Raw genomic sequence first — 13,628 nt, 5'->3', positions numbered from 1 at the left:
TGAGTGGTCTGGGTCGTACGGCGAGCGGACTTCTAGGTCGTCAAGGGCGCGGTCCGCTCCTGGATCCGGCCGAGTGCCGTCGCAGAGGCCGCACACACGGCGATGAGGACGATCCACGGCCACTGGTGGCCCTCGGAGAGCAGCCAGGTCAGCACCGCGGGGGCGATGGCGCTGCCCAGGCTCCAGGAGAGGTAGAACACGCCCAGGTGGCGGCCTCGCGCCCGGACCGGGGCGAGCTGTGCGGCCAGGGCGCCCACGGTCGGGCCGTACAGCATTTCCGCGAGCGTCAGCGAGGCGACCGCTGCGAGCAGCCCGAGGGCGGCTCCCCACCAGGGCACCGCGCTGAGTATCCACAGGCACAGGAAGCCCAGGCTCCAGGCCGCCGCAGCCGCCTGGACCACGCGTACCTCGGGGAACCTCTGGACCCGGCGAGTCAGTGCGGCCTGGGCCGCGACCACGATCACGGTGTTGCCCGCGATCGCCAGGCCGCCGAGAAAGACCCAGTGCCCCAGGACAGCAGTCAGGTATGTGGTCAGCAGAACCGGGAGCACGTTCATGCACACGACCAGGCCGAGTCCGGCCAGGCTCAGAAGCCGCAGGCGGCGGTCGCGCAACACCGAGCCGTAACTGGGCTCCTCCTCCGTCGCGGACGGGATGCCCGGCGGCGGCCCCGCCGATGTCCCGGCGCCGGGCAGTCGGCCCAGGAGCACCGCCGCCACCAGGTAGCTGGCCGCGTTGATGCCCGCGAGCAGCAGGTAGGCGGTGTGACTGCCGAGGACTACCAGCGAGGTCCCGGCGAGCACCCCCACGCCGTAGCCCGCGTTGCGAGCGGCCGACTGCCGGGCGAGCCAAACGGCCCGCTGCCCGGGCTCGGCCATAGCGGCGATGAGCGCGGTGCCGGCGGTCCGCACCGTGGCCTGGCCGAGGGCGGCGACAAAGGCGACCAGTACCAGTTCCCAGGCGGATCGGACCCACAGGTAGGCGATGAACGCGGCCGCGCCGAGCAGGTCGCCCCCCACCACGAACGGCAGGGAGCCCCTGCGGTCGACCAGCGAACCGGTCAGCATCGACGCGGGCAGCGCCAGCAGGCCGGCCGCCGTCAGGCAGCCTCCGACGTCGGACAGGGGCAGGCCGACGACGTGCACGAAGTACAGGACGCTGAAGGGCATGAACATGCCGGTGCCGATGCCGTCGGCCAGGACCGCGGCACCCAGCCGGGCCGGAAAGACCGCCGGCGGCCGGGCGCCCCGGACCGACCCGGGCGACCCGGGCGACCTTCCCTTTGCCTCGACGCTCATGCCGGCCACAGCCCCGCCGCGGACAGGCGATCTCTGGCGTCCTCGAGCGTGGCGAGCGCCGGCCCCAGGTAGAGCCGGACGTAGCCGGTGGACTCGGCGTCAGCGACCCGGGCGAGCGGCCACGCATCGGAGAGCAGGACACCGCACTCGACCGCCGCGCGCCGCAGGTACTCCTCGACCGTGAGGCCCGGCGGCGCGGGGTAGAGCAGGTACGGTGCCGCTGGGCCGGCGATCGTCCGTCGGCGTACCGACGGTGGCAGCCAGCTCAGGACGGCCGACCGCTTCAACGTCGTCGCAGCCTGCTGATCGGTGAGATAGGCGGCCACGTCCGCGCGATCGGCCAGCCATCGCGCCAATGCCCACTGAAGGTGGATGGCGTAGTTGAATGTGTGCTGCGGCCGCACCTCGTTGACCAGATCGTCCAGCGGGTCCGGCTCGGCTATCACCGCGCCGAGCCCCCAGCCGTTGCAGCGGAACTGCTTGCCGAGCGAGCGCACGCCCAGCCATGGCACCGGGGACGGCCGGCCGCCGAGCCGGCGGAGCAGGATCTCCAGCGCCGACGTCGCCGGCTGGGGGCACATCCCGAAGTAGGCGTCGTCGATGAGGATCGCGGCACCGCGCTCGATCGCGACGTCGATCAGCGCGGTGACCAGGCTCGGCGCCCAGTTGGCGCCGGTCGGGTTGTGCTGCGCGTTGATCACGACCAGGGCGAGGTCGTCCACCGCGGCCGCGGCCGCCTCGATCGCGGCCACGCTCGGCCCGGCGTGATCGGCCGGGTCGAACGGGACGTAGGCCGGGCTGAACCCCATCGGCTCGAAGACGCCCGCGTAGTCCCAGGCGGGGGCGACCGCCAGCATCGTCCCGCGGCGCAGCCCGGCCCCGAAGTCGCGCATCGCGCTGCGGGTGCCGGTCCAGCTCACGGCCAGTTCCCAGGACTGGTCGCGGGGAAGGCGCTGGGTGTCGGCCACGTAGTCCCGCAGGGTCTGGCGCAGTTCTGGCAGGCCGTACATCGAGAGCTGATAACCGTGCGACCAGTCGGGCACCTCGCGCAGGGCCGCGAGCAGCCCGGTGGGCGTCTGACCCCAGGACTCCCCCAGGCTCAGCATGATCGGCTCGCCCGCGGAAGACCCCGAGTCCAGGTACCTCGCCAGCCACGTCATGTCGCGCAGCCGGTTGGGCGTGACGGTGTCGTCGACGAGCCGCTCCAGCGGCGAGATCGAACGGGTGGTCACGCGGTGTCCCGGGCCGCCGGGCGGGTGGTGTGCAGCACCGGTTCCGGGTTCGGGTGGCTGGAACGGAACAGCAGGATCGAGTAGCCGCAGTAGGACAGGTTCTCGTCGAACAGCTCGTAGAAGTGGGCCAGCCGGTTCCGCAGCGCCGCCAGCTTGTCGGCGGGCAGGTCGCGCAGGTGCGGCCCGCTCATCACGGCGGCCGTGTAGCCGGCGATGCGCTCAGGGCTCTGTCTGACGTACTCGTAGGACTCGTCGGCGATCAGGCTCACCCCGGGCCGGGAGAACATGTCCGCCCAGTAGTCCCGGCTCGTCACGGGGAGCGGGACGCCGATGGCTTCCTCGACCCGGGCGCGCAGCGACTCCGGCGGCGTGCGGAGGTAGTAGATCGGCACCGAGGCCAGGACTCCGAGCGGGGCCAGGACCCGGTAGTACTCGTTGATCGCCTTGGCGTGGTCGTCCATGAACGACGTGACATTGCTACAGAACACCAGGTCGAAGTGGTCGTCCGGGAAGGGCATGCCCTGACCGTCGCCGAGCACGAAGGTCGCGTTGCCGATTCCGTAGGCGGCGGCCTTGGCAGTGGCGAAGACGTTGGACACCGGGTTGACGTCCAGTCCGGTCACCGGGGCGTCGAGCCAGCTCGCCATCTCGATGGTGGTGTATCCGGTGTTGCTGCCCACTTCGAGCACCGGACGGCCCAGGCGGACGGGGGCGAGTTCGAGGACGCGGCGGACGGTGGCGCCGCCGCCGGAGGGCATGTTCGGCTCGTTGGTCAAAGCCACGACACGGGAGAAGTCCAAGGTCGCTATCTCGGCCACGGAGAGCCGGCTGATCGCGTCGGCCGGGGCCGACAGGACGTCATGCATGAAACGCTCCTAGGATTCGGGGCGGAGTCAGGAAACGGAGAGCGGGGACCGGATGCCGAGTTCGACGGCGACCGCGCCCACAGCCGAGCTGCGGAGGTTGACGTTGCTCAGCTTGTGCAGGGCCTCGTCGCGGGCCATGGCGCCGATGCGGACGTGGTGGGCCATCTCGTAGACGTAGGGGTGGTAGCCGTACTTGCGGATGTGATCGATGATCAGCAGGCCGTTGAGCCGGCAGTTGGTCGAGCAGGAGTCGGTGTCCTTGGGAGCCACCCAACCGTGGCTCTCCAGTACCGCGAGGGCTCCGGCCTCGGTGTAGTCGATCGCGTAGAGCGGGTTGACCAGGCCGCGCGGCAACTCGCCGGAGTCCCTGGTCCAGGTGTCGAGGTCGGCGGACAATTCCGGCGCCGTGGACCGGACCGGGTCGAGGTTGCGCTCGATGACCTCGCGCAGGAACCCGGCGGAGACGAACGCGGCGTTGGTGAGCTGACCCGGAGTCCAGCCGCCGGCCAGCAGCGGGACCCCGTAGGAGGCGGCGGTGCGCATGCCGGCGGCGAACACCATGCCGATGCACGATCCACACGCGGCTGTCGAATACTTCACGGTCTCCGGCCCGAACGCACTGGTCAACGCCGAGCGGTAGACGCCGTGCATGACCCGCCGCCGCGGCCGCACGATGATGTGGTCGGCGCCGACGCTGTCCAGCACCGCGCGCATGTTGGCCGCGGTCACCTGGGCCAGGAACCCGTTGTCGAGAGTGAGCGCGAGCACCCGCAGGCCGTGCTCCTCGACCAGTCGGATCAGGGCGAGGGAGCTGTCCTTGCCCCCGCTGTAGAGCAACACGACGTCGTAGTCGCCGGATGCGGCGTGCGGCCGGCTCCCGGTGAGAACGGCCTCGACCTCGGCCCGGGAATGATCGACCCGATCGGCCTCGGCCCGGCAGTACCCGCAGACACCGGCGCCGTCGAAGTCGGCATCGGGAAAGTTCTCCGGGAGAACGCAGCGTCGGCACAGGTGTTGGTCGGTGTGCACGACGATGGTGCCGTCGTCGTCGACGAATTGTGCAGCACTCATGAAATCTTCCTCGCGGTAGGGATGGTGGCCGGTTCCAGCAGGGTGAGAAGACGGTCGGTGGCGTCCAGCCGGGCACGGGTACCGACCGGAAGCGTGAGCATGGGCTCGGTGTGGCCGAAGTCGACGTCGACGAGCACGGGAAGGTCGCGGTCGCCGAGCACGGCCCGCAGGACCCGGTCATAGTCGGCCGACCCGCCCGCGGCCGCCCGCGGCCCGCTGAAGCGGCCGATCACGAGCCCGGCGATCCGGTCGAGCAGGCCGCTGTCGGCCCACTGGGTCAGGTACGCCCACACCTGGTCCGGTCCCGTGCCGCTGAATTCCAGGCAGAGCAGCGCCCCGTCGACCTCGGGCAGGTAGGGGGTACCGAACAGGTGGGCCGCGGTGTTGGCACAACCCGGCAACAGCCAGCCTTCGGCCGTGCCCGGTCGCAGACAGCGCCAGGGGCCGGCCTGGGTGGCCCGGCGGCGGGTGTCCTCGCGGTCCCACCACAGGGTCTCGTCCGTCCAGGCTTCCGGCTCCGGAAGCGGCCGCGGTCCCGGCTCCGGGCTCAGCGCCCGCGACAGGCCCGCCACGGTGTCCGGCCAGGGGCCGCCCCACTCCCCCCACTCGGAGATCAGCATCGGCCCGTGAAAGGACACCAGGTCAGCGCGGGCGAGGGTGGACCAGAGCATTGAGGTGGCGTCGCTGTAGCCGATGATCGGCCGGGCGGCCTCCCGGACGAGGTTCCAGTCGATGTGCCGCAGGACAGCCGAGCAGGTGTAGCCCCCGGTGGTGCAGAGCACGGCGCCGACCCGCTCGTCCACGAGCAGTTTGTGCAGGTCGTCCGCGATCTTGCCGGGGTCGGCGGCGCCGATGCCGTCGTTCGCCGCCGTCGACTCCGTGGTCACCACCGGCCGGTCGAGGGCGGCCAGCGCGCGCCGGTAGCGGCGGGGGAACAGGGCGGGCCCGGGGGACGCGGGCGTCCAAAGGCCGATCGCGGCATCGGGTCCGAGCGCGCAAGGCAGTTGTCTGGTCACCAGGTGAGCTCCAGCCTCGGGAACAGACGCGGCCGGGCCTGAACGCGGGCGCCGGCGATATCCGTGCGGTCGCGCAGTCCGAGCGCGTCGGTCATCCGCTCGGACGCGCCCGGCAGAATCGGCGCCAGTTGCCCGCCGATCGTGCGGAGCACGTCGATGAGCGTGTGCAGCGCGGTGTCGAGCGCGGCGGGCTCGGCCTCGGCCCAGGGGGCTCGCCGGCTGAGGTAGGCGCTGACCGCGCGCACGAGCTCTCGCAGCCGGCAGACGGCTTCACGGTGGTCGAAGCGGTCAAGGGCCTGCTCGCACGCGGCCGACAATCGCTTGGCGTCCGCGAGCAGGTCGTGTTCCAGCGGTCCGACCGGCGCGGTGCGGCCGGGCACGACGCCGCCGCGGTAGAGCCGGACCATCGCGGTCACCCGTTCCACCAGGTTGCCGAGCCCACCGGCCAGGTCGGTGTTGTAGCGGGCGACGAGCCGCTGGTCGGTGAAGTCGGCGTCCGCCCAGGGGGAGAACTCGGCCAGCATCAGGTAGCGCAGGGCCTCGGCCCCGTAGCGGCCGATCAGGTCGAACGGGTCGATCACGTTGCCCAGCGTTTTGCTGAGCTTGTGCCCCGACAGCAGCACGTGGCCGTGCACCACGAGGTCGGTCGGCAGCGGCAGCCCGGCCGACATCAGCATCGCCGGCCAGTACACGGCGTGGAAGCGGCTGACGTCCTTGCCGAGCACATGGATGCGGCGTCGGGCGCCGGCCCAGTAGCGCTCGTAGTCCGGGTCGCCATCGGCCCAGCCGAGCGCGTTGACGTAGTTGGTCAGCGCGTCGATCCAGACGTACATGACCTGACTGTCGTCGCCGGGTACGGGAATGCCCCAGCCGTGGATCCGGTCGGTCGACCGGGAGATGCTGATGTCGGTGAGGCCGCCGCGGATCAGGCCGAGCATCTCGTTGCGCCGCGACGGCGGCCAGATCCGGATCCGGTCATCAGCCACCGCGGCGCCGAGATCCGTGGCGTACCTGCTGAGCCGGAAGAACCAGTTGCGCTCCCGGGTCGCGGTCGGCTTGACCTTGTGGACAGCGCAGCGGCCGCGGACCAGTTCGTCGGGCGCGAGGAAGGCCTCACAGCCGACGCAGTAGTCGCCGGTGTAGTCGCGCGAGTAGATGTCGCCCCGGTCCGCCATCCGCCGCCACAGTTCCTGCGCGCCAGCGCGGTGCCGCAGGTCGGTGCTGGTCCGCACGAACCGGTCCACGGTCAGGGGCAACGTGCGGGCCAGCCGGGCGAACTCAGCCGAATTCCGCTGCGCCATCGCCGCCGTGGTCTCCCCGGAGGCGGCGGCGGACTGGACCATCTTCAGCCCGTTCTCGTCGGTACCGCTGGAGACGAAGACGGCGTCGTGCCGGGACAGGTGGCGGGCGAACGCGTCCGCCTGCACGAACTCGAAGGCGTGTCCCAGATGCGGCCCGGCGTTGGCGTAGGGAATCGTCGTCGACAGGAATGTGGCCATCTCAGTAGAACCGCCCCTCGTCGCTGATGAACAGCCGCTCCCCCGCGGCGCTGCCGCAGGACTCACAGGTGACAGCCACCTCGGGCACCAGCACGCCGAACACGGCCAGACCCTCGCCGCGGGCACAGTCCCCGCACATGGACCGCAGATGGGAGCCCTGAGCCATCCCCGCGTCGAATACTCGCCGGGCACGGGCGAACAGCCGGGCGTCGGACTGTGCGAGCAGCGCGCGGACCGCATCGGGTTCGGGCAGTTCGCGACGGGCGTCGCGGCGCAACGGCAGGCGGGTGCCGGCCGACACCGAGCCGCGGCCGGGCCCGACGCCGATGACCAGCGGCACGCCGCGCCGATGCCAGGCCCGCTCCGCGCTGATCCGGCGGGCCGGGCGGCCGGCGATCACCAGATCGCAGCGCAGACCGGCGGCCCGCAGCCGCGCCAGCCACTCGGTCACGTCCTCGGCCGCGGCCGCGGTGACGCCGACCTGGATCGGCGCCACCGCGCTGGGCAGTGCCAGCCCGCGCGCATCAGCGTGCAGCATCGCGGCGGTGGCCAGGACCTTGCCGGTGAAGCCGACGTCGAGCACGTCGCCGTCGCTGCCCAGCGCGGTCCGCAGCTTGTCGCTGAGCACGTAGACAGTGGCCAGGACGGTCGGCCGTTTGTTCGGCAGCACCGCCACCACCAGGTACGTCAGCTTGCCGTAGTCGGACAGCACCGGTGTCTGGACGGTGAGCGACGGAATCCCGATCGCGGACAGGAACCGTTCGCACGCTGCCGCGTAGGACGCCAGGAGCGCCGGCGCGTCGGCGGGCGCCACGATGCGGTTCAGCTCGACGACGGGCCAGATGCCGCGGTCGCGGAACAGCGCGGGCGTCTTGCCGGGCGAGTCCCTGATCACCGTGCCGACCGTGACCACCGGGCCGCGGCAGCCCTCCCGGCGCAGGCGGGCAACGGTCGTGACGATGTTGTCCGACCGGAACTGGACATCAGGATGACCGGGCAGGTCCAGGACGTTGTAGACGTTGTCGTAGCTGCCGAAGACCCGGTCGGCGGCCCCGGCGTCGGCCAGGAAGCCGTGCTGCCACACGGCCGGCCGGCCGTGACCGGCGACCGCGGTCAGGAACTGCTCCACCAGCAGGTCCACGGCGCGGATGCCCGCACCGCGCCACAGCGGAATGCCCTTGATCTCCGGCGAACGGGCGATGAACCCGGCCGCCTGCAGGTCCAGCACGTAAGGAAGTGTCGTCACCGCTCACACCCCCGCGGGCGCTCGGTCGATGGCCGCGCACAATCGCAACTCCTGCCGGTACCGGCCCGAAGCGATGGTGCTGTCGGTCGGCGCGTCAGGCAGTAGTCCGGTGATGGCCGAACGCAGCCCGGCCAGGTCGGTGTCGTCCCGCAGGACCTGCACGAGCAGCAGTTCGGCGATCTCCTCGCCGTCGTACAGCCCCCACCCGACCGAGTACCAGCCGCCCGTCGAGGCTCGCCGGGACGGATCGACCAGGTCGAATTCCGTCCCGAAGGCACGCAGGCCCCATCTCCCGTCGTCCACGCTGGTCCGCACGGTCACCGGGTAGCGCATCCGCCTGGCGTTGGGCAGCGGGACCGCAGGCAGGGCGAGCAGCCGCTCGAGTCCCAGGTCGTCGAGCCCTGACATGGCCGCGCGCGCGGCATCGCTGGGTGCCGGCACCGGTTTCACCTCGTCATCCCCGTCATAGGGCTTTTTCTCGATGTGGCGCACCTGTGGAGAGCCCACAGGTGCGTGATCGGACATGTAGATCACGGGTTCCGTCTCCGCTTCCGGCTCAGGGGACGGTGATCTGGCCGTTGTAGCGCTCGACCAGTTGCAGGTCCCTGATGTCCGAGCGACGCAACACCCACATGAGGAAGCGCTCGACGCCCATGCCGAAGCCGCTGGTGTGCAACGGGCGGTGGTCCTTCATGTCGACGTACCACTGGTAGTCGGACTCGGGCACCGAATGAGCGCGCAGCGCCGTGCGCACGTCCGAGGCCAGCGTGTGCCGCTCGCCGCAACCGATCACCTCCCCCGGCCCGAGCAGCAGGTCGGCGTTGAGCGCCTGCTCGCCGGTGTCGTCGACGGCCTGGTAGAAGGGCACCGAAAGCTGGTCGTGGTGGGTCAGCCAGACGCCGGGGCCGTACAGCTCGATGAGGCGTCGCTCGCCCGAGCGCGTGATCGTGCGCCAGCCCTCATGGGTCTGAAAGCACGTCGGGTCGCCGTCCAGAGCGTGCAAGGCCTCTTCGAAGGTCATGCACGCGCTCGGGGAGGCGAGGAACTGCTCGATGTGATCGGTGCCGCCGGCCGACGCGGCGACTTCGGCGGGCAGGTGCTCCAGCACGGCGGCGGCCAGGTGGCGGACGTATTCGTCGGCCACCGCGATCACCTCGTCGAGGCCGCCGGGGATCTCGGCCTCGCTGTGGAAGAACTGGCTCAGGTGAGTGGCGTCAGCCTGCTCGCCCCGGAAGCTGGGCATGACGTAGTAGCAACCGTCGCCGGTCAAGCGGCACCCGTACTCCAGCATGAACTGCATGGAGTCGGCGAGATAGGTGGGCACCCCGAACATGTCGATCTTCACGGGCGACGAGTCACTGCCCAGGCCCATCGGAGAGGAGATCGAGCCGGTGGTGATGGGCAGATGCAGCGTCCGGACCTGTCGCGCGCGCCAGAACAGCGCCGTCTCGTAACTCACCAGATCCTGCAGGCCGACCAGACAGGAATACAGCGGGTCATTCAGAATCGCGAGATAACGCTGGGCCGGATCCGTTTCACGGCGTTGTGTCGACGGAGCGGGGTCCGCCAGCTTGACCGGCGCCGCCGGGGTCACCTGCTCGGTCCGCTCCGGAACCTGTGTTTTCGAGATCATGCGGGTCAGCTTGGCGACGGTGGTTACTATTCCGACTCCGTAGCGGTCCCGCGCTCTGTTGCCCGGCGGGAATGCAACGGGAAGAACACCTGCCCGCGCCGGTACCGCATCGCGTCGCGGGCCTTCCGACTCCGACTCCGACGCGAGACGCGGCCGCGCCGCCGGGCCGAGGACCGATCGAGACCGGACGCGGGGATCTGAGGGCCACGGCAATCGATCGGCCGCGGGTTCCTGAGCTGGGGCTCAACAACGATGAGCCAACGGAGGGCAGTTGAGCAGCACCGACTACGGTTCCCAGCGAATATCCATATCTTTAGGGATGTGGACCCGCCCGAGAAACATCGATAGTCTTGCCATGATCTCCGATCGGGTTACCTCGGCTGCGCCGCTTCCGATGTTGTCGGCACAAACGACGCCACGCCTTGGCGCTCCCTGGCAGCCGATGAGAAACTCCGCTGTCGACGTTCTCCCCTTATTGTGACTTGCACCAGCCGAACGTGGTCCGTCGGCCCCCTTTTGCCGCGTCCGGCTTCGCACCTGTTCGCCGTCGGCAGACAGCGGCTCGGAGTCCTCTGAGCAATGCCCCGTTCCCCATGCTTATTCGACTCCTGAAAACAATCGATGCCGCCTCACCCTGAGGCGAGGCCAACTGAATTCGAGGGGGAAGGATGACGGCAGGTGACGGCCCCGGAGAGTTGGCCTTCAATATCCTCGGCTCGTTCGAGTGTCTGTTCCGCGGGGCTGAAATACCATTGCGGGGGCCGCTTCAGGAGCGACTTGCCGTATACCTTCTGCTCAACCACGAACGGGTCGTACCGGTCTCCCGGCTGGTCGAGACGATCTGGGACGACGGCGGCCCCGACACGGCACACCACCAAGTCCGCAAGATGGTCTCCGACCTGCGCAGGCGTATCCCCACGCTGGCCGCGAAGCTGACCACCGCCGGCCCCGGCTACCGGCTGACGCTCGGCGCCACCGGGCTGGACCTGGTCGAGTTCCACGCGGAGTTGCAGCAGGCCCGGGAGCCGGCCGGACGGCCGGACGAGCCCTCCGCGAGCAACCCGGCCCTGTTCCATCTCGACCGGGCGCTGCGACTGTGGCGCGGGCCACTGCTCGCCGGCGACGGCGGGCTGGTCATCGCGGCGGCCAGCACGGCCCTGGAGGAACTCCGGGTCTCAGCCCTGGAGAAGTACTACGAGCTGCAGCTCGGGGCCGGGTTCGGGCGGCTGAACAGTCTGGTCGGTGAACTGCGCAACAGCGTGGCGGACTACCCCTTGCGTGAGCGGCTCCGAGAGCAGTTGATGCTCGCCCTCTACTTCAGCGGCAGCCGCGCTGAAGCACTCGACGAGTACCACAGCATCCGCCGGCTTCTCGGCGAGGCCTACGGGGTCGATCCGGGGCCCAGCCTCGCCTCTCTCTACCAACGCATCCTGCTCGATGATCCTCAGGCCACGGAGACACCGACGATGTCCGCGGGCGGACACGACGCCGCCGCCCCGCCGTCTGCGCAGCCCACGCTCGCCGCACAGGTGCCCAACACGATTCCTTACGTGCTACCGGATTTCGCTGGACGCACCGCGGCTCTTCAAAAGATATATTCCATGTCTGGTGCCGGCGACACGGTTCAGCCCCTTGTCCGGGTGCTGGTGATCGAGGGAATGGGAGGCAGCGGCAAGTCCACGTTGGCGATCCACGCCGCACACCGCCTCCGTGGAAATTATCAGGGCGGTGAGATCTACATCGACTTCAAGAGCTACACCCCGGGTGCCGATCCCCTCGACGCGCACACCGCGCTGGGCGTGGCTCTGAACGCCCTGGGAATCCCGGAGAAGAACATTCCGGACAGTCAGGCCGCGCGTACCGCCGCCTGGCGCACGGCCACCTCCTCGGCCCCGCTGCTGGTGCTGATCGACAACGCCGCGCTGAGCCAGGACGCGGCGGCCCTCATCCCCAACTGTCCGGGCAGCCTGGTGCTCGTCACCAGCCGCGATCGGATTTCCGGGCTCGACGGCGCCTCCAGCATCCGGCTCGATGTGTTCGAGCCTGACGAGAGCATCGAGCTGCTCGAACGGGTCCTGGGGCGCGACCGGGTCGCCGCGGAGCCGGCAGCGGCCGCGGAGCTCGCCCGATTATGCGGGAATCTGCCCCTGGCCCTGCGCATAAGCGCGGCCCGGCTGGTGAACCGGGAGCACCGCTCGATCGCGTGGCTGACCCAGCGACTCGCGGACGAGACCCGCAGGCTCGACACGCTGAGCACCGGCGAGCGCAGCGTCACCGCAAGTATCCGCAGCTCCGACCAGGCCTTGAAGCCCGAGTATCGCAGGGCTCTGCGGCTGCTCAGCCTGTACCCCGGAGGAAGCGTCGGGGTGCCCGCGGCCTGCGCACTGCTCGGCCGTAACGAGATCGAGACCGAGGAGGTCCTGGAACTCCTGCTCGACCGCCATCTGCTCGAAGTGCTTCCCGGAGGCCGCTTCGGCATCCATGACCTCGTGCGCGCGTACGCCATCCAATACATGGACGTGGACGGAGTCTCGGACGCCGAACAGATAGACCAAGCCACGGAGTCGCTGCTGTCCTACTTCTCGGTGGCCTCGGGTCAGGCGTCCGACATCGCTTTTCCCGGCCGGAACCAATACCGGGAACGAGCCCCGGTATACACCGGTCCCGCGCCCGCTCCGGCCGACCAGGCCGCGGCCATCGCCTGGTTCGATGCCGAATACAGGAACGCGCACCCTCTTATCCGTACCGCGTCGGAACGTGGACTGCACGCGCACGTCGCGCACATCTCCCGCAACCTCGCGCACTATCTGCACATTCGAGACCATGGAACCCTGCTCCTGAAAACAGCCAAGCTCGCCGAAGAAGCCTGCCGGGCGCTGGGAAGCCTGCCGCTGCTGAGCAACGCACTGGTCAACCTGGCCATAGCGCTGTGGAAGGACGGTCAGGCGGAGGAGGGAACGGTGTTGCTGGCCGAGGCGCTCACTCTCGCGGAGCAATGCGACGACCGGCTCGGCCAGGCGGTCTGCCTCGGCCGGCTCGGAGCCTTCCAGCACACCCTCGGCGACAACGAGTCCGCAGCCGCTCATCTGCACCGTGCGATCACTCTGTCGGCCGAGCTGGGCCGGGTCCGAGAAGAGATCGCGGCGCGCATCAGCCTGAGCAGCACGCTCCTGGCTCTCGCCGCCTTCGAAGGGGCGGTATCGCAGGCGACGCGCGCCGCCGAACTGTGCGTCACCGACCGGGAAAGCGAGCCTCAGATCATGGCGCTGGCGAACCTCGGCAAAGCGCTCGTAGGCTGCGGTCGTGCCAAAGAGGCCGTGTCCGTACTCTCCAAGGCCCGCGGCCTCATAGGAACGCAACGCGAGGTGACGCCTCGGACCGCTCTCGTCCTGGCGAATCTCGCGGAGGCGTACATGGAGATCGGACAGGCCGCGACTGCCGCACTGTACGCGGAACAGGCCGGCACCGCGGTAGCCGAGGGCAAGACTGCTCCGGCGCTACGGACTGATGCGCTCAACACGCTGGGCAGGGTTTACCGCCATCTGGGCGAGACGCGCACAGCTCTGGAATGTCACACCACTGCACGAAACCTCGCCCATAACAGCAGATACGCACTGGGCGAGGCCACGGCGCTGGTCGCCCTGGCAGCATGCTGCGACGATCACGGCTTGGAGCGAACGTACCGCGCCGCCGCAGACGCGATCTTCGACCGGTACCGCGTTTCGGCGGCCGTGCGAGACGCACGATGACAGCGACGGCTTGGCGAT

10 protein-coding genes are annotated in these 13,628 nt (G+C 69.8%); 1 reads left to right on the top strand and 9 read right to left on the bottom strand.

Features of this window, described 5'->3' with window-relative positions; genetic code table 11:
• Positions 1 to 32: 32 nt before the first annotated feature.
• The 9 genes from KGQ19_RS13355 to KGQ19_RS13315 form a co-directional block, all read right to left on the bottom strand.
• Positions 33 to 1,298, bottom strand: coding sequence for an MFS transporter (locus KGQ19_RS13355; RefSeq protein WP_212009433.1), 1,266 nt, complete (start codon positions 1,296 to 1,298; stop codon positions 33 to 35).
• Entirely contained in the window at positions 1,295 to 2,530 is a 1,236-nt protein-coding gene (locus KGQ19_RS13350; RefSeq protein WP_212009432.1) for a pyridoxal phosphate-dependent aminotransferase, read from the bottom strand. The genes KGQ19_RS13355 and KGQ19_RS13350 overlap by 4 nt, the downstream gene beginning before the upstream one ends.
• Entirely contained in the window at positions 2,527 to 3,396 is an 870-nt protein-coding gene (locus tag KGQ19_RS13345) for a class I SAM-dependent methyltransferase (RefSeq protein ID WP_212009431.1), read from the bottom strand. Before KGQ19_RS13345 ends, KGQ19_RS13350 begins: the two co-directional genes overlap by 4 nt.
• Before the next feature lie 27 nt (positions 3,397 to 3,423).
• Positions 3,424 to 4,467, bottom strand: a complete 1,044-nt coding sequence (locus KGQ19_RS13340) for an adenine nucleotide alpha hydrolase family protein (RefSeq protein ID WP_212009430.1) — start codon at positions 4,465 to 4,467, stop codon at positions 3,424 to 3,426.
• Complete coding sequence (locus KGQ19_RS13335; RefSeq protein ID WP_212009429.1) at positions 4,464 to 5,483, bottom strand: S66 peptidase family protein; 1,020 nt, start codon at positions 5,481 to 5,483, stop codon at positions 4,464 to 4,466. Before KGQ19_RS13335 ends, KGQ19_RS13340 begins: the two co-directional genes overlap by 4 nt.
• Positions 5,480 to 6,982, bottom strand: coding sequence for a methionine--tRNA ligase (locus KGQ19_RS13330; RefSeq protein ID WP_212009428.1), 1,503 nt, complete (start codon positions 6,980 to 6,982; stop codon positions 5,480 to 5,482). The genes KGQ19_RS13335 and KGQ19_RS13330 overlap by 4 nt, the downstream gene beginning before the upstream one ends.
• Before the next feature lies 1 nt (position 6,983).
• Complete coding sequence (locus KGQ19_RS13325; protein WP_212009427.1) at positions 6,984 to 8,228, bottom strand: hypothetical protein; 1,245 nt, start codon at positions 8,226 to 8,228, stop codon at positions 6,984 to 6,986.
• 3 nt (positions 8,229 to 8,231) lie between these two features.
• Entirely contained in the window at positions 8,232 to 8,669 is a 438-nt protein-coding gene (locus KGQ19_RS13320; protein WP_212009426.1) for a hypothetical protein, read from the bottom strand.
• Positions 8,670 to 8,784: 115 nt separating this feature from the next.
• The gene (locus tag KGQ19_RS13315) at positions 8,785 to 9,822 is read right to left on the bottom strand and encodes an amino acid--tRNA ligase-related protein (RefSeq protein WP_212009425.1); all 1,038 of its coding nucleotides are present in this window, start codon (positions 9,820 to 9,822) and stop codon (positions 8,785 to 8,787) included.
• 707 nt (positions 9,823 to 10,529) lie between these two features.
• Between KGQ19_RS13315 and KGQ19_RS13310 the strand changes: the two genes are divergently transcribed.
• On the top strand, positions 10,530 to 13,610 hold the full coding sequence (locus KGQ19_RS13310; protein ID WP_212009424.1) for an AfsR/SARP family transcriptional regulator: 3,081 nt from the start codon (positions 10,530 to 10,532) through the stop codon (positions 13,608 to 13,610).
• Positions 13,611 to 13,628: the final 18 nt, after the last annotated feature.

The sequence above is a fragment of the Catenulispora pinistramenti genome (genome assembly GCF_018274385.1).
Lineage (GTDB): Bacteria > Actinomycetota > Actinomycetes > Streptomycetales > Catenulisporaceae > Catenulispora > Catenulispora pinistramenti.
This window is presented reverse-complemented; position numbering and strand designations above follow the sequence as displayed.